Raw genomic sequence first — 23220 nt, forward strand, 5'->3', positions numbered from 1 at the left:
CCCATTGGCCCGGTGACATCCCTGAAGGACCTCCCATGAACCGCAGATTCCACGCCCTACAGCTTCTGCAGAAGCTGTTTGCCACCGCTGCCCTGTTGCTGACCACCGCCTTCACACCATCAGCCTCCATGGCCACCACTGTGAGCATGGGTTACACCCACGGCTGCTCGGTGGCCGATACCCACCAGGCCAGTTGCTGGGGCAGCGTGCCCGTGCAGGACCAGGCGCCCGCCACGGTGCTGGACGTGCGGGCGGGGCGCGGTTTCAGCTGCGCCCTGCTGGCGGGCGGCATCGTGCGCTGCTGGGGCAACAACGAACTTTCGCAGCTGGGCACCAATGCCCCCACCACCGCCGGCCTGGGCGTGGGAGGCATGTGGCGCTTCACGCAACTGGCCGTGGGCCTGACGCATGCCTGCGCCCTGCTCGACTCCCAGGCCTACTGCTGGGGTGACGGCAGCCGGGGGCAACTGGGCGCTGGCAGTGCAGCCAGATCGGCGGCTCCCATCGCGGTGGAGGGGCTGTCCAAGGCCGTGCACCTCGCGGCGGGCCAGGGTGCCACCTGCGTGGTGCAGTGGGACGGCAAGGTCGCCTGCGTCGGCCTGGGCAGCGAACTCTCCGGCGGCCTGGATGAGCCCCGTGTGGCACGCACCGTGCCCGGCATTACCGATGCACGCGAGGTCGCACTCTTCGACGGCCATGCCTGCGTGCTGCGCGCCGGGGGCAAGGTGTCGTGCTGGGGGCAGAACCGCTATGGTCAACTGGGCATACCGGCCGGCAGCGACATCCTGCGCAGCCCGGTCGAAGTGACGACCCTGGGCGCCGCAGCCAAGGCCGTCGCCGTGGGCAATGGTTTCAGCTGCGCCCTGCTGGTCAACGGCACCGTGAAGTGCTGGGGCATCAACGCCGTCGGCCAGTTGGGCACGGCACTGGGCGGTGCGGCTACGGGCCTGGTCACCGGCATCACCACCGCCACCGCCATCAGCGCCGGGCAGACGGCCGCTTGCGTGGCCTTGCAGGGTGGCTACGTGCAGTGCTGGGGCCAGGGCGCGGGCTGGAGCAACGGTGTCTGTGGCTCAACGGGCGGTACCTACCCGGAGCACCCCACCTCCTGGGGTCCCTATGACGAGCCCGCGATTTGCCGCTTCCCGGGCTCGTTCGCCCCCCTGGCCGTCAAGGGCCTGGGCGCGGCCAGCGATGCAGGCCAGGTGCTGGACTGGGCCGAAAAGGCCATGCCCGGCACCTTCCAGGCCCAGGCATCCAGTGATCCCGATCCAGGCAATAGCCAGCTCTACCTGCGCCAGTACCCGGGCGGGCACAGGCTGGGCGTCAACGCCCACGGCACGCCGCACCTGCTGTACCTGGGCCCCATCAGCGAGGGCAGGCTGCTCGACCTGGGCCCGCTGGACCGCTGGCTGAGCGAGGCGCGTCAGGAGGAAGGCATGAAAAGCGGCCTGCAGCTGCAGGCCGCGCCCTACCTCAACCTCATGCCCGGCGTCGCCTTCACGGACCGGATCCCCAGCCCGTGCAGCTACTTCCTGGTGCCCTTTGCCATTCGCGGCGGCGCGAACGGCCTGCCCAAAGGGCTGGTCGCCACCAGCGTGCGGGTGCAGAACACCAGCGGCACGAGCATGGAGTTCCCCATCCGTGGCCTGGGCCAGTATGCGAGCGAGCGCCTCATCACCGAGACGGACTGGGTCACGCAGCGCTTCCTCCAACCGGGCCAGGCGATGCCGGCCGGTATGAAGCTGGAGACGGTGCTGAGCGACGTCGCCGAAGGCTGCCCCGTGGCCGTGCGCCCGGACGACGAGGTGGGCGTGACGGTTCTCTACACCCTGGGCGGCCGCAAGGGGCAGTTGCGCACGCGGGCCAAGGTCGGGGCGGCTTACTAGGTAATGGGTTGGGCAGCGGTGCCGGCGCGCCGCCTCTGTGGCTCACACAACCGACACGGCCGCAGCGGCCCCCTGCTCCTTCGCACCCAGCACCGGCGGCGTAGTCACGATGGAGCGCAAATTCGGCACCGCTCGCCGCAGCGCCGCCAGATCCGGCCGGGGCCGGCGCAACTCGGGCCGCGTGGCAAACGCCCGCTCCATCGCCAGCGATGCCCCCAGCACCTGGTGGTCCTGCCGAAACCCGCCCACGATCTGTAGGCCGAACGGCATGCCCCGGTGGTCCACGCCGCAGGGCAGCGACAGGGCCGGGTGCGTCATCAGCGTGACCACGTAGGTCAGGCTCAGCCAGCGGTAGTAGGTCGCCTGCTGCTCGCCGTTGATGGTGTCGGCGTACAGCTGCGTCCACGCAAATGGCGAGACGGGCGTGGTGGGCGACAGGATCAGGTCGTAATCCGCAAAGGTGCGCTGCGTGGCCTGAATGATGCGCGTCTGCTCGGCCTGGGCCCAGGCGCTGTCGAGCAGGCTCATGCGCTTGCCCATTTCGTAGTTGGCGCGGGTGTTGGGGCCCAGGCTGTCGGGGTCGCGGTCGTAGGCGGCCTGCATGCCTGCGACAAAGGCCTCGGCGCGCAGCACGTCGAAGCAGCGGTGGGTGTCGCCCAGGTCAAACTTCACCTCATCGCAACTGCGGAACAGGTGCCGCATGGCCGCGATCTTGGCGCGGAAGCTGGCGCGTATGCCCTCGTCCACCGCGCAGGTGCCAAAGTCCTCGGTGTACGCCACGCGCAGGCGGCCCAGGTCCACCTCGGGCGGGGTGAGGAAGCCCATCGCATCGAGCGGGTAGCTCAGCGGGTCGCCCGCGTGCATGCCGGCCGACGCGGCCAGCTGCAGGCACGCATCTTCCACCGTGCGGCCCATGGGGCCGACCACCGAGATGGGTGTCCACCCCAGCGGCTTGCGCACGCTGGGCACCACGCCCGGCGAGGGGCGAAAACCCACCACCCCGCACTTGGCCGCGGGGATGCGCAGCGAGCCCCCCGTGTCCGACCCAGTACACACCGGCAGCAGATCGCAGGCCAGCGCTGCGGCCGAGCCGCCCGAGGAGCCCCCGGCGTTGAGGTTGGGGTTGAACGGGTTGCCCGTGGCGCCCCACACCGTGTTGCGCGAATTGGCGCCCGCACCCAGCTCGGGCACATTGGTCTTGCCGGCCACGATGGCGCCGGCCCGGCGCAGGCGCGCCACGAGCTCGATGTCCTGCGTGGGCACATGGTCGCGGTAGATGGCCGAGCCCCAGGTGGTGAGCAGGCCCTCGGTGGGCTCCAGGTCCTTCACGCCCAACGGCAGGCCGTGCAGCAGGCCCAGGGGCGCAGTGCCATCCACCACGGCCTGCTCGGCCGCGCGCGCCTCGGTGCGGGCGCGGTCGAAGCAGGTGGCGGTGACGGCATTCACGAAGGGGTTGATGCGCTCGATGCGGTCGATGCAGGCATCGAGCAGCTCGACCGGCGATATCTCCTTGCGCCCGATGAGCCGGCGCAGCGCCACGGCGGATTGCTCCACCAGCGCATCGCCGGGGCGGCTGGCGGTGTCGGGGCGGTCGGGTTGAACGAAGGTGGACGAGGCGGTATCGGGCATGGTCAGTCGGCGGTGATGTTGGAACGTGCGGCCACGGCGCGCATCGTCGGCAGCTCGCGCTGGATCAGCTCGCTGGCCGCAGCGCCGCTGCTGAACGCAGGCTCCATGCCCTGGGCAGTCAGCTTGGCCTTGGTCTCGGGGTCGGCCACGGTGGTGGCCAGCGCCTTCTCCAGCTTGGCGCGCACCTCGGGTGGCAGGCCCCTGGGTGCGGCCACCACCAGCCAGGTGTCCAGGTTGATGTCGGGGTAGCCGGCCTCGGCCAGCGTAGGCACATTGGGCAGCAGCGGCGAGCGCTTGGCGGTGGTGACGGCAATGGCTTTGATCTTGCCGGTCTTGAGCTGCGGGATGGCGGCGCTCACCGTGTCCACGGTGAAGGGCACCTGCCCGCCCATCAGGTCCGTCATGGCCGGGGCGCTGCCCTTGTAGGGGATGTGCGCCATCTTCAGCCCCGTGGCCTGCAAGATGGTCTCACCCGCGAAGTGCGCCGTAGTGCCGCTGCCGAACGAGCCGTACGAATACTTGCCCGGCGCCGCCTTCACGTAGTCGACGAACTGCTTGACGCTTTGCACCGGCACCTCCTGGTTGGCCAGCAGGATCAAGCCCGTGCGGCCCGAGATGCCGATGGGCTCGAAGCCCTTGACCGGGTCGTACGGCAGGTTGCTGCGGATGGCCGGGTTCACCGTGAAGGTGGTGCCCGAGCTCATGAGCAGCGTGTACCCGTCTGCCGGCGCCTTGCTCACGTAGCTGGCGCCGATGATGGTGCCCGCGCCCGCGCGGTTCTCGATCACGATGGGCTGGCCCAGCGCCTGCCCCATGCGCAGCGCGATCACGCGGCCCAGCACGTCGGTGGCGCCGCCCGGCGGGAAGGGGATCACCAGCGTGATGGGCTTGGTGGGGAATGCGGTCTCGGCCGCCTTCGCGGGGGCACTGAACGCAGCCAGCGCGGCCACGCTGGCCAGGCCGGCGAACAGCATGGCGTGCAGGCGGTGGGCGCGCTCAGGGTTGGATCGGGTGGCAGACTGCGGCATCGGTGTTTTCATGAACAGCATTCCTGAAAGAGAGGTCGGTTGGTCGTCAGCGTCACATCCACGCCATGCAGCCATGGTAGGAGCCGGTATTGAATGCTACAAGCGCAATCTTTAGAATTGTGGAATGCCAAAACGGCAATCGACACGGAGCACTCCATGGCCAGCCACATCCTGCAAGAGACCGCCGTCCGCTACTTTCTGGAGGTGGTGCGCGCAGGCTCGGTGAAAGACGCCGCCCTGCGCCTGAACGTGGCGCCCTCGGCCGTGAGCCGGCAGGTGGCGCGCCTGGAGCGCGAGATGGACACCCTGCTCTTCGAGCGCCAGGCGCGCGGCATGGTGCCCAATGCGGCAGGCGAGCTGCTGGCCGCGCACGCCAAGCGCGTGCAGCAAGACAACGAGCGCGTGCTGAGCGACATATCCGCCCTGCGGGGCCTGCGCAAAGGCTTTGTGCGCGTGGCCAGCGCGGCCGGCTTTGCCTACGACCTGCTGCCCACGCTGATCGCGCGCTTCGGCGAAACGTATGAAGGCATTCGCTTTCACCTGGAGATGTGCGCCCAGGGCGACGTGCCGGGCCGCATCCGCGACGGCGAGGCCGACATCGGCATCACCCTGAGCGGCCTGCCCGAGCCCGGCATCAAGCTCGAGCTGCGCCACCCTTGCCCGGTGCTGGCCGTCATGTCGCGCCGCCACCCGCTGGCCGCGCAGCGCCAGCTATCGCTCAGCCAGGTGGTGGCCTACCCGCTGGCCCTGCCCACGCCGGTCAGCTCCATCCGCCAGCTGCTGGACACCAGCTGCAGCCGCCAGGGCCTGCAGTACGCCACCGCCATCACCAGCAACCACGCCGACTCGCTGGTGAGCTACGCCGCCACAGCGCCCGAGGCGATTGCCTTCTACGGCGAGCTTTCGGTGCGCACCCGCCTGCAGTCGCTGGACCTGGTGGCCATTGCCCTGCGCGACCGCGAGATGAACGAGCGCTACCTGGAGGTGCAAACCCTGGCCGGCCGCGCCCTGCCGGCCGCGGGCAAGGCGTTTGTGCAGTTCCTCACCGAGCACATCAAGGCCGGGTAGCGGCGGGCAGGCGGGCGGGTGGGGGTTGGCCCCCCGCCCTGCTGCATATATGCCGGCACTCCCCAGCGGCTGAACCGCGCGCCAGAGTGGTCTCGTACCACCAACCTCCGCGCGGAGCCCTTTCCATGAACCTGTACGAACTGGCCTCGCAAGACGAGGCCTGGGGCGCTTTCACCCTCGACGACAACAACGACGGCACACCATTGTCCGCGTGGCCTGCGGACCCGCCCGTCCCCCTACCGCTCGACGCAGCCCTGGATGCTGCCGCCCTCGAATACGGGGTGGACGCCGACGTGCTGCGCGCGCTGGGCCACGGCGGCTCGGTCGATTCCATTTTTGACACCGCAGCCTCGCTGCGCTCGCGCCTGCAGGTCTTCGATGGCGACTACGCCCAGGCCCTGGCCTCCTACCGCTGGGAAGAAGAGGGCAACGCTGGCGATGCCTTGGCGGCACCGGCCGCTGCACCCCTCTCGCCCCCGGCCCTGGCCGATGCGCAGGTGCCCGCCCCGGGGCCTGCACCGACGCCGGCCCCCTCGGCACGGCCCCGGCCCGCGCGGCCCCAGGCAGACGCGCCCGTGCCAGGGGCGCCGCCATCGCAAGCCACAAGGCCAGACCAGCCCCCTGCCCCGCCAGACGGCAGGCTGGGCGCCGCCGACGATCCGCGCAGCCTGGTGTACCGCCAGGCCCACTCAGCGCAGAAGCCTTTGGTGGACGCGGCCAGGAGCCAGCCGGGCAGCAGCATCGATACAGCCAGCTTTGCCCCGGCGCGGCCCGAGGTGCGCCAAGCCTTGGGCAACGCCTGGGACGCGGCCAGCCCCGGGGAACGCCAGCGCATGCAATCCATGCCCGGCTGGCAGGGCCAGCTGGCACGCGAGCGGGCGGCACAGTACGCCCAGGCGGACAAGGGGGTTCTGGCCGCATCGCCGACGGCGGCCCTGCTCGATGGCCGTGCAGAAAGCCGCGCGAAGGCGCAGCCCGCTGCGGGCGCGGCCCCACGCACGGGTGGCAACGACAGGGCGCAGGCCCCTTCCGCGCGGCCAAGCGCCGTGCCTGCGGTGGCGGTCGAGCCTGCATCCCTGACGCAGCGCAGTTGGGGCGAGGCATTCTCAGACACCACAAAATCCGTCGCCCAGGGCCTGCTCGACGTGGCATCGCTTCCGGGCGTGGCCTACAGCGCAGCCACGGGCGACTACGACACAAGCTACCTGAACGCCATCCGCGGCACGCAAGAGGTGCTGCAAGACGAAAAATCGCCCGCCTTGCAAGCCCAGGCGCAGGCCCTGCAACAGAAGCTCGCCACGGCCGAGGGCTGGCGCGAAAAGCTGGCCGTGGGCGGCTGGGAGACACTGAAAAACCCCACCTTGCTGGGCGATACCCTTGCGCGCAGCGGGCCGGGCATGCTCGCCGGGGGCCTGCTCGGGCGGGCAGCAGGCGGCGCGGTCGACGCTGCGGGCAATGCGCTGCTGGGCCGCACCATCGCCACCGGGTCCGAAGCGGCAGCGAGATCGGCCGTGGCGCTCAAGAACGCAGCGCCCGCCATGGCATCGGGCACCGCCGTCGGCGCATCGGCCGCGCAGCAAGGGGCCTCGGTCGCCAACGACCTGTATGCAGAACTGCGCAACCTGCCCGCGTCCGCCTTTGCGGCGGAGCCGGAGTTCCAGCAACTGGCCCGCGAGCATGGCCAGGACAAGGCACGCGACATCCTGGCCGCAGCAGCCACCACCCGCGCATTGCTGGTGGGCACCGGGGCATCGGTGCTGTCGATGAAACTGGTGCCCGGCGGCGATGCCATCGAAAAGGTGTTCCTGCCATCGCACCTGAAGGGCGGCGCGGCGCGCGAGGCCGTGAAATCCAGCTCCTTCCTCACCCAACCACTGACCCGCGGGATGCAGGGCAACCTGGGCACCCAGGCGCTGGAGATCGCGGTGCAAGGGCTCAAGCACGGCACGACCGGCTCGCTCTCCGAAGGGACCGAAGAAGCATCGGGCGCCGTGGCCAAGGGCCTGGAACTCTCGCGCGCCGGCCAGGACGTGAAACTCGGCGACATGGCAGGCGAGGCCGCAGGCCAGGGCATGGCGGCCGGCTTTGCCATGGACGGCGCGGCCGGTACGCGCGGAGCAAACGCCGCACCCCGCGTGCAGAACCAGCCGACATGGCCAAGCACCCCACCCGCCTCGCCCCCGCCAACCGCAACGACCATGGCACGCGGGCAAACAGCGCCCGAGGCGCCCACCGCCAGCGGCCCCGCAGCGCCCCCGCCCCCCTCTCCATCGACCACCCCTGCTGCGGCACTGCTGCCCGGCTATTCACAAGCCAGCGCCACAAAAAAAGCCCAGGCGGAGGCCGAGATACTGCGCCAGGCCGAGGCTCTGCCGGCGCGCGATGCCGCAACCGCCACAACCATCACACCAAGCCCTGCCGCCCCATCGGCAGCGCCCGCGACGCCCTTGCCGGCATCGACGGACGGCAACCGCAGCGGCACGCAGCAAGGCGCCAACGCCTTGCCGCAAGGGCAGGTCAACAGCGATGCAGACCAGGCGGAGACAGCCACCCAGGCAACCGCCACAGATCCCGCCGCCAATGCACCCGGCACCCCAGCTCCAGCCCCAACGCCTTCCACGCTGAATGCTGAAGCGGATGCCAGCGCTGCAGCCACAGAAACAGCACCAACAACCACCCAGCACGGCTCGGCCCACCACACGGCAGCATCCCAGGTGCAGACTCCTGCCCCGATAGAGGCACAGGTCCAGGCCCTGGACTCCGGCATGCTCGTCATCGGCGGCGACCAGGCCACCATACTCGCGCACCTGCAGGCTGGCGGCGTGCGCGGTGCGGAGCCATTCGCGGGCGTGACCCTGGTGCCCGTGGACCAGGCGGCACTGGCACAGCAGGTGCTCAGCCGCCCACTCGCTGCATCGGCTGACACGCGGGCGGATCGGGGGTCTCAGCGCGCATCCGAAACAGCCGCCTTGCCCCGGAGCAGCACTGCAGCACAGCTTGCGCCCTCTGCGACCCGAGCGCCAACGACTGGCGACACCACAGCCGGCCCCAGCGCAGTGGGTGCCAGTGCACCTCGCACGGAGGGGCGGCATGGCTCGCCCGCGAGCGCTGCAGCGTCTCAGCCTGTGCCCGTCATGGAGATGCAGCGCGACGGCACGCTGATGGTCCGAGGCGACCCCGTACAGCTGCAGGAGCGCCTGCGCCAAGGCGGCGTGGACCGCGTGCTGCGGCGCAAGGGCGGCGTGCTCGTCGGGCTTGACCAGGTGGGCAAGGCGCGGCAGTTGCTGCTGCAGCCGCCGCCACGCACCTCGGCCTCGGCAGGCCCCTCCCTGCCCTCACTGCCCTCCTTGCCGGGCCAGCAGTTCAGCCGCAGCGCACCAGATCAGAACTCCAAAGCCAAGGATTTTCTCTCCCACCCGCCCAGAGTGACCAGCTTGGCGACCTTGGCAAACAGCGCCGGGGCCAATTTTGAGAGGATCGTCACGCAGGTCCCTGGCCTTGTGGTGTTGCGTGCCGATGCACTTCACCCAGACAGCCTTGGAAGCACCCTGGACTCTGTTGCCGCGACCTTTTCAGGAGGGCGCTATGCGACCATGGACCTTCTCGAAGACCTGGTGCTGTATCGTGCCTGGACTCCAGGGCAATCGAGGGAGTTTGGAGGCTTCTGGTCATTGGACAAACCAGTTGGATCTCTGCAGACCAGGATTGACTCCGCCTTGCTGCCCGAATGGGGTGTCTTGCGCGGAACCGGCTTTCGTTCACAAGCCACCGACTTCACCACCATCAAGGTTCCTGCAGGTACCAGAGTGCACGCCGGGGAAGTAGGAAGTCAGGGCGGGCAGTGGGTTGGAGGCGGCAGCCAGATACTCATTGAAGGCGGCCCTCAAGAAGTTTGGAAAATCGATGGAGGAAAGCTCAGATGAATAAAGATGCAATGTGCCAATGCGAAATCCGCCAAGTGGGTCGTTTTGACGGCTGGGATGACTTTGACGAATTTATCACCGTCTTGAACGGGGAACCCTCGCTAGTCCCTGCACGTGTCGCTCAACCCGACTCCTATGTGGGCCTGGTCGAACGTTGGTACCAATGTTCGGCCTGCGCGACGATGTGGCGATTGGTAGAGCCGGACCCCCCCTTCGAAGGACTGTGGCAGAAGGTCGATTCTCCGCAGCCGTGAAGGTAGCTTGCTTGGTCTGCCAAAGTACAACCCATCTACGCCGCAAGTACCAAGCTCTCTAACAGCTTGTACCTATTGGCAGAGCGTCGAGGCCGTGGGTGATTGCCACCCAGGCCGACCTCAAGGCGTACAGCGACTTGCCCGGTCCAGCCCCCAGCCCCCGCGCCCATAGATGCACAGATCCAGGCCCTGGACTCCGGCATGCTCGTCGTCGGCGGCGACCAGGCCACCATCTTGGCGCACCTGCAGGCTGGCGGCGTGCGCGGTGCCGAACCATTCGCGGGTGTGACCCTGGTGCCTGTGGACCAGGCGGCACTGGCACAGCAGGTGCTAAGCCTCCCTGCAACGGGCGCTGCACCGACCGGCAGGCTATCCGAGCCAGGCTCTTCGGTGCCAGATGGCGGCGATGGGCAGGTTGCGAAAAGGCGCATGTCTGATGACGTGCAGGACAACTTGGAGGCGAAACCACGAGGGGATGCTGGCGCCTTCTTTCCCCGCAACTTTGCCGACGCCGGCGAAGCGCTTCAGGCATCAGCCGAAGAAGACCATCCCGACTACACTTTGCACGATGACCGAGTACCAAGCTCCTCAACCGGACCCAGTGACGGGGATCGTACGCATGCCGTTTCATCGGATGCTGCCACCCCTGTCATTTTGCGGAGGATGGGAAAACAGGGAGTCGCGCTACGAGACGCGCGGCTTCCTGATCTGGGAGCAGGACGGGCAAGAAGCGGCTCCCCCGACCCTGACCGCGCTATCGCAGCCCACCCACGGAACGGCAAGGACCGCCTGTCAGCACGCGAGCCTGCCCAGCCAGACGATGGATACAGCGTTGGCACAGCGTACTTGGCAAAAGGCGCCGTTGGCGGACCTCGCGGTGGAGGATCCCACCAAAGAGACTTCACGGCACCCCGGGCCACTCTTGTGGGACTTGGAATCGCCGAGCGCATCGCCGTTGCCGGCAGCCAGGCCCTTATCGGTGAGCGGGTAGATTCGCCAGAGCACCTGGCAGAGCTTGCGCAGGTCTACCGGGATCCCCGGTACGAAACGTTTCGGGTTTTCTTCATCAAAGACGGCAAGGTGGTGCATGCCACGGGTGTGAGTGCGCGCCTGCCCGCCAGAACGCCGATGGTGCCTGCGGGCATGACTGAGGCACAGTACCTTGCGCAGTTCCGCGAGGGCATGCGCCGTACCGGGGCCCAAGGCTACTACATTCTGCACAACCATCCATCGGGCAATCCGCACCCAAGCCCCGAGGATCTTGAGCTGACAGAGCACCTTGCCCGGCAGGTGCCAGGGATGCTCGCGCATGTGGTCATCAACAGCAATAAGTACGCGGTTGTCACGCCGCAAGATGCAGCGCAACGGGCGGCGCCCGAAGCGATGGTTCACCTGAAACACTTTGGCCCTGACATGCTGCTTCGGGCAAGCAAGCCGATGGCAGCTCTGGGCGAGACTATCCAATCATCAGATGCACTGGCGATGGTGGGCAAGTCCATGCAAAAGCCGGGCTGGATCACATTGGTTGGCATTGGTTCTGACAGCCGCGTTCGGGCCATCGCAGAAGCCCCCTCAAACATTTTCGCGCGCAGCCCCGCCTACCTGGCAGCCTCGGTCCGCAGATTCTCCCGAATGTCGGGGTCTGCCCAGGTGTTTGCGGTAGGCGATGCCGGCGATATCAACAACAGCCCGGTGCGCCGGGCTGTCGAGGCAGGCATCCTGCGAGACGCCGTGACTGACTTGGGGCAATCGTTGGCCGAGGGGGGACGCATGCCCGCAAGGCGCAACGACCGCGCGCACTTTCGAGACAACACCGAGAGTGCCAATGGACAGCAACCAGAGTTCTCCAACGCTCACCCAACTCCCGCCCCAGTGCGCGTGGAAATGCAGCGCGACGGCACGCTGATGGTCAAAGGCGACCCCGCACAGTTGCAGGAGCGCCTGCGCCAAGGCGGCGTGGACCGCGTGCTGCGGCGCAAAGGCGGCGTGGTTGTCGGGCTCGATCAGGTGGACAAGGCGCGGCAGTTGCTGGGCAGCCTGCAGCCTGCGCAACCTCACAATCCTGCACCCAGCCAAGGCAAGCTCGTTGCAGAGAGCTACCGCAGCGGCTACAGTAGTGTCAATGGACGCGTTCAAGAACCAACCCAGCCCGACGATGGACTCGGACCCACTCAAGGCGACGCCCGAGCGGCCGGCGATGGTGCTTTGCGGCGGGGTGGTGGAGCACCCTTACCGCATCGGACCGCCTCTCTCGTGGGAGTCGGATTTGCCGGGCGAATGGAGCCAGCCGACGACCAAGGGAGCAGCCAGGGGATTCTGCGGCGGGATGGAAGAACATCCCTACCACGTAGGACCGCCGCTCTCGTGGGACTTGGAATCGCCGAGCGAATCGAACGCTCCGGCAGCCAATCCCTCCTTGGCGAGCAAGTAGACAGCCCGCAACGCCTGGCCGAGCTGGCCCAGGTGTATCGCGATCCCCGGTTCGAGACGTTCCGGGTTTTCTTTGTCAAGGACGGCGTGGTGGTGCATGCCACCGGCGTTAGTTCCCGCATGCCTGGCACAGCGCCCATGGCTCCTGCTGGCGTCAGCGAGCAAGAGTATGTGAACCAGATGCGCGACATCAAGCAGAAGACTGGGGCGGACTCTTACTACCTGCTGCACAACCATCCGTCGGGCAATCCCACGCCCAGCCCTGAGGACGTTGGACTCACACGCATGCTGGGGGCGCATGTCCCGGGTCTCGTGGCTCACGTTGTCATCAACAGCAACAAATACGCCGTGATCGACGCTGCGAACCAAGGCAGAGAACCTGCCGACATGGTGCGCTACCAAGACTTCGGCGAGGACAGGCTGCTCAAGGCCAGCAAGCCCATGGCGGTATTGGGCGAAAAGATGGCTGGGCCAGACGACCTTGCCATCGTGGGCAAGTCCATGCAGCGGCCAGGCTGGATCACGCTCATCGGCACCGGCGCAGATGGCAAGGTGCGCGCGATCTCCGAAGCGCCAGCCAGCATCCTCACGCGCAACTATCCCTACCTGGCGGCCACCGTGCGCCGCTTCATGCGCCAGTCAGGCTCGGGCAGCGTTTTCGCGGTAGGCGACGCGGGCGACATAGGGTCCAAGCCTGTGCGCGATGCACTGGCTGCGGGCATCCTTCGTGACGCGCTGCCCGATGCAGGGCGCACACTGCACCAGCAGGGCGTGCATACGGGCGGCAAAGGCTTCTCGCTGACCCGGGGGCGCCGGGTCGCCGAGGGCGAACCTGGGTCGAGCTCCCCAAGCGCCGTGAGCATGCACACGCAGCGCGACGGCACGCTGATGGTCCGAGGCGATCCCACACAGTTGCAGGAGCGCCTGCGCCAAGGCGGCGTGGACCGCGCGCTGCGGCGCAAGGGCGGCGTGCTCGTCGGGCTTGACCAAGTGGGCAAAGCGCGGCAGTTCCTGCTGCAGCAGCCGTCAAGCGCCCCAGCCTGGGCAGGCGCCCCTCCCGGCCCTCCCGCCCCTCCCTATCGGGCCAGCAATTCAGCCGCAGCGCACCAGATCAAGCTTCACAGGCCAGGGGCCTGCCCTCCAAGCCCGCCACCGTGCAGTCCGTGCGCGCCGCAGTGGCCAAGCTCACCATCAGCATGGGCCTGCTGGCCAACGGCCTCGGCCGTGTGGTGGTGGCCACCTCGGCCGACATCCAGGCGCACTGGGAGCCCCTGGTCGGCAAGGTGGACATGGGCTCGCCGGATTCGGGCTTGGCGCAAGGTTTCTACGATCCCAATAGCAAGACCGTCTTCCTCATCTCCGACCACATAGAAGCCGGCCAGGAGATGGCTGTGGCCGCGCACGAGCTGGTGCACAAGCATGGCAAGGCGGTGCTGGGCAAAGCGAGGTGGAGGCAACTGCACGAGGTGATTGGCAGCTGGGCGAACAGGCCCGAGGGGAGCCTGGAGCGCCGGGTCTACGACGAGGCCGCAGCGCGCGTGCAGGCTTCGCGGCCGGCCGGAGCGGATGAGACCAGCTACAGCAGCGAAGAACTCTTCCCCTATGCCGTGCAGGTTGCGATGGAGCTGGGGGTGCAGCCTACGGCGCTGATGCCGGCCAACTCGGTGCAGGGCTGGCTGGCGAGGGTGCGGGCATCGCTGAAGGACGTGCTCGGCAAGCTGACGGGCAATCCACAGGCTTTTGATGGGCAGGATTTGGTGGACCTGGCGTTTGCGGTGGTGCAACGCGAGAACCCAGCGTATCGCGCGCAATCCGAAGCCAGAGCTGTGGAAGAGATCTCACATGAGCGCAACGATCTGCAGTTCAGCCGCGGAGCATCTCGCGCTCCAGACGGCAACTATGTTCCCCCACCCATTGAAAACATCGTGCCCGCAGAAATACTGGCCAGCGCACGTGAAACCATTGAGCGCTTGATGCCACTGGCCGTGGAGACTGCCAACAGCGATCCTCAGGCACTTGCACAAGCAGCGCTGGAGCTGCAGCCCTACCTTGAGCGAGCGGAGCAAGCCAAGCCTGCGTTCGATCAAGCGGTACGTGATGTGGTCAACGAGGCGGGTGCTTTGGGTGTGCAATTGGCGCCAGTCAAAGGGATCAAGCGCGCCGCCGAGAAGGTGGTACTTGATGGGACATCGGTAGCCGGCATCAAGGATCTGTTGAGAGCTACTGTTGTCGTTAGAACTTACGCGGATGCCCAGACTGTTCTGCAAGTCCTAGCAGGCTGAAGAAATACTGTTTTCGGATCGGAAATTTGTTCGATTCGAGGGTGTCTTACCCCTTGCCAGCATCAGAAAAGTCGCTTGTAGCGCGTTCTACGAGGTCGAAGATTTTTGGGAAACGCTGGCCGGGAGGTATTTCTTCAGCCTGCTAGAGAGAAATCTCGATCTGGAGAATGTCAAGAACCGCACTCCTGGAGTTCTCACAAGCGCCATCGGCATTCACATCGAGCACAAGGGAGTGCTGCCTTCAGGTTATGCGGATGTGCTGGTGAATCTTGAGTTTGACGGGGTCAAAGCAGAAGTGCAGATCAATGTGCCCGCAATGTTGTCAGTGAAGGCTGCTGAGGCTCACACCCTCTACGAAATAGAGAGAGTGTTGCCAATGAATTCGCCAGCCAAGCTTGAAGCAAGATTGCAGGCACGCAGACTTCAGGACGCAGCGCGAGCGGCCGCAGCACCATAGAACGCTGCAGACGCGCGGAATCTTTCTTCAGAGATTTCTTCTCCATTGCGAGAGACGGCCATACAGGGAGCCAAGTCACCCAAGTCGGTCACTCTGGCGCACGTACCGTCAGGCATGTAAGCAAAAATGTCACCGCTGTAGGTTTCCTCAAACTTGGTACCTACAGGGAACGAACTGGGAAGAGGGAAAGATGATTTCACAAGAAAAAGCCTCCTTTGGAGGCTTATCTTAATATCAAAGTTTATTAAAGACAAGAATTTTTTCAAATAGATGACTCGCAGCAGGGTAATAAGCCACATAGAAGCGAGCCCTCCCAGGGCACCATACATAGTCCCATCAAGCACGCAATAGTTGCCAAACTCACCAACAGCTGGGCCTGCTGGCCAACGGCCTCGGCCGCGTGGTGGTGGCCACCTCAGCCGACATCCAGAGGCACTGGGAGCCGCTGGTCGGCAAGGTGGACATGGGCTCGCGGGATTTGGGCTTGGCGCAAGGTTTCTATGACCCCCACAGCAAGACCGTCTTCCTCATTGCCGACCACATAGAAACCGGCCAGGAGATGGCCGTGGCCGCGCACGAGCTGGTGCACAAGCATGGCAAGGCGGTGATGGGCGAAGCAAGGTGGAGGCAACTGCACGAGGTGATTGGCAGTTGGGCGAACAGGCCCGAGGGCAGCTTGGAGCGCGAGGTCTACGACGAGGCCGCAGCGCGCGTGCAGGGTTCGCGGCCGGCCGGAGCGGATGAGACCAGCTACAGCAGCGAAGAACTCTTCCCCTATGCCGTGCAGGTTGCGATGGAGCTGGGCGAGCAGCCTACGGCGCTGATGCCGGCCAACTCGGTGCAGGGCTGGCTGGCGCGGGTGCGCGCATCGCTGCAGACAGCGCTCAACAAGCTGACCAACAACCCGCAGGCGTTTGACGGGCAGGATCTGGTGGACCTGGCGTTTGGCATTGCGCAGCAAGAACGCGCAGGGGCTGCCCCGGTTCAGTGGCAAGGCGAAGTGGCACGGTCCGCGGGCGGCAGCGCAAGCCCTTCCTCTCCCTCGTCCTCTTCACCGCCCCGTCCCCTCCAGATGAGCCGCGATACAGGCAAGGACGGTGCGGGGACGGCGAAGGAGAAAGGCCCGCTGGGTTCGGAGGGCAATCCGCGTCCGGTTCCGCTCACAGATTTCAAGGTTCGGATAATTGCGGACGACCACCCAAGTAACGCCATTACGATGCTCGTGGACGGAGAGCATGTTGTTTTTTCCGGCATCGAAATAAAGGATGGCGATCCCATCCTATTTATTGGAAAAAATGGGAAAAAGAAATCAGGAGAGCACATAGTAATCGACGCCCATGGAGTGACAGAGGCGATGCCGAAGGCAGTGATTTCTTATTACATTGAAACGAAGGGCGCCCCTCCGGTTGGATTTCCGGGAAATTTGACTGATGATAATCGCAAAAATTTCCGAAAAGAGTTCGACAAACATTGCGCAAGAGATCACATTGGCACAATGGATGATTGGGCGCAGTCCGCAATAAGGGACATATCGTTCGGTAAAGCCAGGCAGAAACTGGGGTATGGGGTTTTTGAAATAGAGTTGCTGGGCTTTGTCAATGTCGGTGATTTTAAAAATGTGCCCAAAGAAATAAATGTTATTGCAAGGCGCTATTGATTTTTAAAGGAGTTACCATGACGGGGTTGGATGAAGAAGATTTGGAGATGCTGAAGTATTATCTTGGGAGAGACGTTTCCCAGGAGGTAGGGAGCTGTCGTGATTACATGGATGTGTACAATCTGCATATCGAGGATTTGCGCGAGCTTGTTCGAAAAAGAGCGGATGTGTATGCAGCGATGTACGTAATGCATCTTCTTGGGAAGGGGGGGCTTCGGAATGCAAAATTATTTATATGTGATGTTGTTAAAGAGAATGAAAATATTGATGATTGGTTGAGAGATAGTTACCAGGAAGGGTGAGATAATTTTCTGCGAAAGCTATAAGGATGGTCTGCAAAACCCCCATTCGCCAGACCGGCACAGCCTGATGTCGAGCGCAAGGTCACTTGATGCCTGCGTAATCCGCTTTTTGGGACCGGTTTGACACCGTTTGCAGGCCTGTTTCAGACCTTGTGGCGCCCCCTCGAAACGGCGAGTTCAAACACGGTCGCGGCACGCTGGCTGGAATTGCTGAACAAAGAGATCGACTCGGAAGTGATCGCCCTCTGCAACGGATCTTCTACAGCCGCGACAGACGATCCAGTGACGTAGCAGGCTGCCCCGACCCCATAGACGCACAGGTCCAGGCCTTGGACTCCGGCATGCTCGTCGTCGGCGGCGATCAGGCCACCATCCTGGCGCACCTGCAGGCAGGCGGCGTGCGCGGTGCCGAGCCGTTTGCGGGCGTGACGCTGGTGCCCGTGGACCAGGCGGTACTGGCGCAACAGGTGCTCAGCCGCCCACTCGCTGCACCGGCTGACCCGCAGGCAGGCCGTGGGTCTCAGCGCGCATCGGCAATGGTCACCTTGCCAGGGACCAGAGCTGCCGCACAGCTTGCGCCCGCTACTGCTCGAAAACCAACGGCTGGCGACTTCACAGCGGGCCTCAGCGCGGTGGGCGCCGATGCACCTCGCACAGGTCATGGATCGCAGGCGAATGCTGGAGCGCTTCAGCCCGTGCCAGTCATGGAGATGCAGCGCGACGGCACGCTGATGGTCAAAGGCGACCCCGCACAGTTGCAGGAGCGCCTGCGCAAAGGCGGCGTGGACCGCATGCTGCGGCGCAAGGGCGGCGTGCTCATCGGGCTCGACCAAGTAGACAAGGCACGGCAGTTGCTGGGTGCACCCCAACCCCACCCTGCGCAGATAAGCGAAGGCGCAGATACTGCAGGATCGCCACCCATCAATGCCCTCCACGCCAGTTCGGTTGCCTTCGAATCGCCCTCAGCCACCTCAGTTGCATCATCAAGTGACGATGCTCAACGCGAATCCAGAATTCAGGAACAGGCGCGCATACTGCAAGGAGCACCTGTGGCTGTGCTCAAAGGCAATGAAGCGCCTCACGGGTATCCGCTCCTGCGCGACTGGGCGGTGAGACTGTTCCAAGGCTTCGGCAACAAAGCCACGAACAGAGAAATTGGTCAGGTGGTGCTGGACGAACGGTCGGTGCGCGACTTAATGGCACACCGCATGAATCCTTACAAGGCGGTGGCGTTCGCCGCAGCAAGACAGGTGGTGGAGCATGGTGCTCTCGTACTGAGCGCACAGCACAGTCGCGACACCACGGGCCACTTCATCAGCGCGCCGGTGAGCATTGCAGGGGTGGAGAACATAGTCACCGTGCTGGTTCGTACAACGACGAACAGCCAGCGCATGTACCTGCACAGTGCAATCACAAAAGAAAGCCTCCTGAAGTCCGGTAATTCCGGGGCCGACACCGTGGACGGTGTGGAGCGATCCGGCAAGGCAACTTCAGGAGACGTGGCCAGTGTACTTCGCAGGTTGTTGACGGTCAACGTAGAGGTGCCAGTTGCCAGCATCTCCAAGCCTGCACCCCGCAATGCCACATCCAAATTCAGTACGCACAGCGGTAACCACGCACCAGGGCTATCTCCTGAACAGGTGCAGGAGCTTGTGCAGCAGGCCTTGTCGGGGCTCCGGAACCCGCCACCAGTCGACGTCGTGGGGCGGAGCGAAGAGGCTTGGATCGGGGCGCCGGAAGGTGTAATGGGAGCGGCGCTGCCAGAAGAGGGCCGGATCGTGATCGTCGCTTCGGCTCACCAGAACGCCGACGCGGTGGCCGAGACGCTTTTCCATGAAATGTTCCATTTGGGAGTGCGCAATGTATTGCCGAGCCGCGATTATGTGCAGTCCATGCTGGACTTGGCAAAGCGCGACAGACGGGTGCAGCAATACGCGATTGAATGGAAGGCGAAAGCGCCGGATGCTCCGCATCAACTGCGCGTGTTGCGTGAGAGGGGCTTCACCGGAACCGAGCTGACAGCCCAATACGAGGCCCTTGCCATCGAAGAGGGTTTGGCCGTAGTGGCCGAAGAGCTTCGTGCCCAGAAGCTGGCGGGCACCCGTCTGGGCATGCGCATCCGAACGCTGGCCAACTGGCTGGCCAGCGTGGCGGACCGCATGGGCATGGGGCTTCTGGCCGCTTCGATCCGAGCGATGAGCTACAACGAGGCCGAGCGCTTCGTGATGCGCGCCATCGACCAGGCGGGGGCAGTTGGCGCGGAAACTTCGCACACCGGGCAGACACGGTTCAGCACCCGCAGCGCGCAAGATCCATCGGCCGGCCTTCAAACTGATGACAAGAATGATGGCACGCAGATCCACTCCATGCGCATGGAGACGCAGCGCGACGGCACGCTGATGGTCCGAGGCGATCCCACACAGTTGCAAGAGCGCCTGCGCCAAGGCGGCGTGGACCGCGTGCTACAGCGCAAGGGCGGCGTGGTCGTCGGGCTTGACCAGGTACACAAGGCGCGGCAGTTGCTGCAGCAGCCACCAAGCGCCCCAGCCTGGGCAGGCCCCTCCCGGCCCTCCCGCCCCTCCCTGCCGGGCCAGCAATTCAGCCGCAGCGCACCAGATCAAGCTTCACAGGCCAGGGGCCTGCCCTCCAAGCCCGCCACCGTTCAATCGGTGCGCGCTGCGGTTGCCAAGCTCACCAACAGCATGGGCCTGCTGGCAGAGGGCCGTGGCCGCGTGGTCGTTGCCACCTCGGCCGACATCCAGGCGCACTGGGAGCCCCTGATCGGCGAAGTCGATATGGGTTCGCAAGACATCGGTCTGGCCCAGGGGTTCTTCGACCCCAGCACCGACACCGTCTTCCTCATCGCCGACCACATCGAAGCCGGCCAGGAGATTGCCGTGGCCGCGCACGAGCTGGCGCACAAACATGGCAAGGCGGTGCTGGGCGAAGCGGGGTGGAGGCACCTGCACGAAGTGATCGGCAGTTGGGCGAACAGGCCCGAGGGGAGCCTGGAGCGGCGGGTCTACGACGAGGCCATGGCACGCGTGCAGGCTTCGCGGCCAGACAGCGCAGCGCCAGACACCTACAGCAGCGAAGAACTATTCCCCTACGCAGTGCAAGTGGCGATGGAGCTGGGCGTACAGCCTACCGCACTGATGCCGGCCAACTCGGTGCAGGGCTGGCTGGCGAGGGTGCGGGCCGCCATGCATGGGGCATGGGACAGGCTCACGAACAAGCCTGAGCTTTTCGACAGCCAGGACTTGGTGGACCTGGCGTTCGCGGTGGCGCAGCGGGAGAACCCGGCATATGCCAGCAAGTTCGACGAGCCTTCAGCTCCTGTTGCGCCAAGGCCGGGCATAACGGCCCAGCAAGCGCAGGACATTGTGGACAAGGTGCTTCAGGGTTTGGACATGCGTGGGACCGTTACACCAGTGATCGTGCAGAACCCAACTGCTGCTGGTCTTGTCGCGCCTGAGAGCATGCCAAGTGGCGGGGTAAGTGAGGGGAGGCTCTACCTTTTCCTTGAGGGAATCAGGGATGAGGTTGAGGGGTTCAGGGTCGTATTCCACGAACTTTTTCATCTGGGCCTCAGTCAGTCGGTCACGTTGCAAGAATACCGCCAAACCATGCTGCATCTACTGGCAGATCCACTGGTGCGCAAATACGCGGCACGCTGGAAAAATTCGGAGGATGGTCACAGCCGCCGTAGCTCCATGCCCATCAATAATTGGCATGCGCTGGCCGTGGAAGAGGCCCTCGCGGACATGGCTGAAGAAATTCACCATGAGCGTGGTGGCGTCGGCACCCGGGAAATGGCGGACTGGGTGCGCCGCACGATTGCCTGGATGGCCGACTTGGCACACCATTGGGGCATGCCCGGGGTAGCCCGGCGACTGCGCGGCATGACGCTGACACAGGCCGAGGCGTTCGTTGTGGGCGCCGTGCTCAAGGCCCGCACGGGTGCGCCGGTGCTTTTGCCAGATGCACGCTGGGCAAGCTCTCGCAACGGACGCGACCCAGTTGCCGCCAAAGCCGCATACGAATTGATGTACCGACGCGGCCAAGCAGCAATGGGCCAGACGGGCTGGCAGCAACTGCACGAGCCCATCGGTGCCTGGGCCAATGCACCCGAAGGCAGCTCAGAGCGCCAGATATACGACGAGGCCTTGCGATTGATACAGGCATCGCGACCAGACGAGGAGGCGACTGCAGGCGGCGCCACCCAAGCACTGTTCCCGTATGCGGTGCAGGCAGCGCTGCAAATACGTATCCAACCTACGGCCAAGGAGCCTGTCAACACGGCTGCAGGCTGGCTTGCACGGGTGCGGGGTGGCTTGCGCTCGACCTGGAACAAGCTGGCAACGGACAAGGGTGATTTCAACTCCATGAACCTTGTGGATCTGGCGTTTGCCCTGGCCCAGCAAGAGAACCCTGAACATCGCCCTGAACTAGATGCTGTTGCGCAAGAGCTTGCGGATGAGACGGCACAACTGCTCAGTAGCATTAGCGGCGCAGAGGATCTGTTTTCATTGCCAAGGTCGCGCAAAGACACGGTTGCAGATATCGCCGCAGAGCATTCGCCCGCTATTGAAGTGCTAAAGACTGATCTAGCCGGCGAGACGAAGTACACCTTGTTTCTGCCGGATGGCACTGTGGCGACAATCACCAGCCGGGATCCTACGCCTCATGAAGTGTTCGGCATGGACGACGCCAGTGGCCAGTACATCACCGAGCGCCCTGGAGAGAAGTCACCGCCAGTAGGCGCTCGCTCGGATGTGTGGGTGGATGTTTCGCGCCTGGAGCAAGGGAAATGGGGTGGCGTGATCTATAACATTGCAGCGACCTTTGCGCACAACACAGGGCGGATCTTCATTGGCGACCCTTCGGGCCTGAAGGACATCGCATTACGCAGACGCTCAGAACAAATGCTCGCCAGCGCACTGAAGTTCGGCACCACAGACCACCTTGCACCGCACCCACGGCAAGTGGCCGGCGATGCCAGGCTGGGCGTGCCACCATTGCACTGGGTCTATGGCGACAGCGTGGGCAACATCCAGCGCCTGATTGACGTGAACCTAGCCGCTCTGGACAATGCTCTCCCCGACGCCAGGAACCTCACCTATGACCTCGACACCGGCCACTTCATCGACGCCCGCACCGGAGACCGCCTCTCCAAAGAAGCACTGGCTCGATCCGCTGACGCCAGCCGAGCTGAAGGCGCGGTATCAGCGTCTAGCGCCGGCTGGCGCACGGTTGCGCGAGGAGCTGTCTTGCGTGCCCTTTTGGGCCGATGGGATCAAGGCAGCGAGGGCACAAGCAAGGGCGCAGGGGGAGAGCGAAGAGGTGGCCGAAGCGAAGGAGTGGATGGGGTTGGCCGGCAATCAGATCAACCTGCATCGCCCCGAAACGGCGAGTTCCAACGCGGTCGCAGCACACTGGCTGGAATTGCTGAACAGCGAGATCGACTCGGAAGTGAGCGGCCTTTCCAACGGATCTTCTACAGCCGCGACAGACGATCCAGTGAGGTAGCACAGTAGCCGCAACCCAAGCGGCTTTGCTGAGCGCCAAACTCCATCGGCCATTGCTGCTTACGATGGCAGGCTGCCTCGACCCCATAGACGTGCCGATCCAGGGGCCCTGGACTCCGGCATGCTCGTCGTCGGCGGCGACCAGGCCACCATCCTCGCGCACCTGCAGGCTGGCGGCGTGCACGGTGCCGAACCATTCGCGGGCGTGACCCTGGTGCCTGTGGACCAGGCGGCACTGGCACAGCAGGTGCTCAGCGGCCCACTCGCTGCACAGGCTGGCCCGGTTGGCACGCAGGCAGGCCGTGGATCTCAGCGCGCATCGGTAGCGGCCACTTTGCCACGGACCAGAACTGCCGCACAGCTTGCGCCCGCTGCGACCCAAGTGCCGACGGCTGGCGGCTCCACGGCCGGCCCCAGCGCAGTGGGTGCCAGTGCTCCTCGTACTGAGGGGCGGCATGGCTCGCCAACGAATGTGGCGAATGCTGGATCGTCTCATCCCGTACCAGTCATGGAGATGCAGCGCGATGGCACGCTGATGGTCCGAGGCGACCCCTTACAGCTGCAGGAGCGCCTGCGCCAAGGCGGCGTGGACCGCGTGCTGCGGCGCAATGGTGGTCTGCTCGTCGGGTAGACCAAGTAGGCAAGGCGCGGCAGCTGCTGGGCGGCCCGCAGCCTGCGCAACCTCACAATCCTGCACCAAGCCAAGGCAGGCTCGTTGCAGAGAGCTACCGCAGCGGCTACAGTGATGCCGATGGACGCGTTCACGAACCAAC

12 protein-coding genes are annotated in these 23220 nt (G+C 65.0%); 9 read left to right on the forward strand and 3 right to left on the reverse strand.

Annotation, left to right across the window (positions count from 1 at the left end; translation table 11 throughout):
- The first annotated feature begins 35 nt into the window (after positions 1–35).
- Positions 36–1889, forward strand: coding sequence for a regulator (locus QYL93_RS20630; RefSeq protein ID WP_305745408.1), 1854 nt, complete (start codon positions 36–38; stop codon positions 1887–1889).
- Between the two features lie 42 nt (positions 1890–1931).
- Here QYL93_RS20630 and QYL93_RS20635 read toward each other — a convergent pair whose 3' ends face one another.
- The gene (locus tag QYL93_RS20635; RefSeq protein ID WP_305745409.1) at positions 1932–3518 is read right to left on the reverse strand and encodes an amidase; all 1587 of its coding nucleotides are present in this window, start codon (positions 3516–3518) and stop codon (positions 1932–1934) included.
- 2 nt (positions 3519–3520) lie between these two features.
- On the reverse strand, positions 3521–4492 hold the full coding sequence (locus QYL93_RS20640; RefSeq protein ID WP_305745436.1) for a tripartite tricarboxylate transporter substrate binding protein: 972 nt from the start codon (positions 4490–4492) through the stop codon (positions 3521–3523).
- 210 nt (positions 4493–4702) lie between these two features.
- Here QYL93_RS20640 and QYL93_RS20645 point away from each other — a divergent pair, with 210 nt between their 5' ends.
- The 6 genes from QYL93_RS20645 (at position 4703) to QYL93_RS20670 (ending at position 16919) form a co-directional block, all read left to right on the forward strand.
- Positions 4703–5614, forward strand: a complete 912-nt coding sequence (locus tag QYL93_RS20645; protein ID WP_305745410.1) for a LysR family transcriptional regulator — start codon at positions 4703–4705, stop codon at positions 5612–5614.
- A 125-nt stretch (positions 5615–5739) separates the two neighbouring features.
- Entirely contained in the window at positions 5740–9537 is a 3798-nt protein-coding gene (locus QYL93_RS20650; RefSeq protein ID WP_305745411.1) for a hypothetical protein, read from the forward strand.
- Positions 9538–10715: 1178 nt separating this feature from the next.
- Entirely contained in the window at positions 10716–13592 is a 2877-nt protein-coding gene (locus QYL93_RS20655; protein ID WP_305745412.1) for a JAB domain-containing protein, read from the forward strand.
- Entirely contained in the window at positions 13532–14503 is a 972-nt protein-coding gene (locus QYL93_RS20660; RefSeq protein ID WP_305745413.1) for a hypothetical protein, read from the forward strand. Before QYL93_RS20655 ends, QYL93_RS20660 begins: the two co-directional genes overlap by 61 nt.
- 857 nt (positions 14504–15360) lie before the next feature.
- A complete protein-coding gene (locus QYL93_RS20665; protein WP_305745414.1) occupies positions 15361–16617 on the forward strand; it encodes a hypothetical protein in 1257 nt (418 codons plus the stop codon).
- A gap of 17 nt (positions 16618–16634) precedes the next feature.
- The gene (locus QYL93_RS20670) at positions 16635–16919 is read left to right on the forward strand and encodes a hypothetical protein (RefSeq protein WP_305745415.1); all 285 of its coding nucleotides are present in this window, start codon (positions 16635–16637) and stop codon (positions 16917–16919) included.
- Between the two features lie 143 nt (positions 16920–17062).
- On the opposite strand, the gene QYL93_RS20675 is transcribed toward QYL93_RS20670, so the two are convergent.
- Entirely contained in the window at positions 17063–17383 is a 321-nt protein-coding gene (locus tag QYL93_RS20675) for a hypothetical protein (protein WP_305745416.1), read from the reverse strand.
- Between the two features lie 240 nt (positions 17384–17623).
- Here QYL93_RS20675 and QYL93_RS20680 point away from each other — a divergent pair, with 240 nt between their 5' ends.
- On the forward strand, positions 17624–22456 hold the full coding sequence (locus QYL93_RS20680) for a hypothetical protein (RefSeq protein ID WP_305745417.1): 4833 nt from the start codon (positions 17624–17626) through the stop codon (positions 22454–22456).
- A 112-nt stretch (positions 22457–22568) separates the two neighbouring features.
- Complete coding sequence (locus QYL93_RS20685; protein WP_305745418.1) at positions 22569–23078, forward strand: hypothetical protein; 510 nt, start codon at positions 22569–22571, stop codon at positions 23076–23078.
- Positions 23079–23220: the final 142 nt, after the last annotated feature.

The sequence above is a fragment of the Acidovorax sp. A1169 genome (assembly GCF_030704685.1).
In the GTDB taxonomy this organism is placed as follows: domain Bacteria; phylum Pseudomonadota; class Gammaproteobacteria; order Burkholderiales; family Burkholderiaceae_C; genus Acidovorax.

Bases quoted from the DNA above. Each gene is read 5' to 3' on its own strand.
- QYL93_RS20635 (WP_305745409.1), bottom strand. From the start codon at position 3,518: ATGCCCGATACCGCCTCGTCCACCTTCGTTCAACCCGACCGCCCCGAC.
- QYL93_RS20680 (WP_305745417.1), top strand. From the start codon at position 17,624: ATGGAGATGCAGCGCGACGGCACGCTGATGGTCAAAGGCGACCCCGCA.
- QYL93_RS20640 (WP_305745436.1), bottom strand. From the start codon at position 4,492: ATGCTGTTCGCCGGCCTGGCCAGCGTGGCCGCGCTGGCTGCGTTCAGT.
- QYL93_RS20685 (WP_305745418.1), top strand. From the start codon at position 22,569: ATGCTCGTCGTCGGCGGCGACCAGGCCACCATCCTCGCGCACCTGCAG.
- QYL93_RS20650 (WP_305745411.1), top strand. From the start codon at position 5,740: ATGAACCTGTACGAACTGGCCTCGCAAGACGAGGCCTGGGGCGCTTTC.
- QYL93_RS20630 (WP_305745408.1), top strand. From the start codon at position 36: ATGAACCGCAGATTCCACGCCCTACAGCTTCTGCAGAAGCTGTTTGCC.
- QYL93_RS20670 (WP_305745415.1), top strand. From the start codon at position 16,635: ATGACGGGGTTGGATGAAGAAGATTTGGAGATGCTGAAGTATTATCTT.
- QYL93_RS20645 (WP_305745410.1), top strand. From the start codon at position 4,703: ATGGCCAGCCACATCCTGCAAGAGACCGCCGTCCGCTACTTTCTGGAG.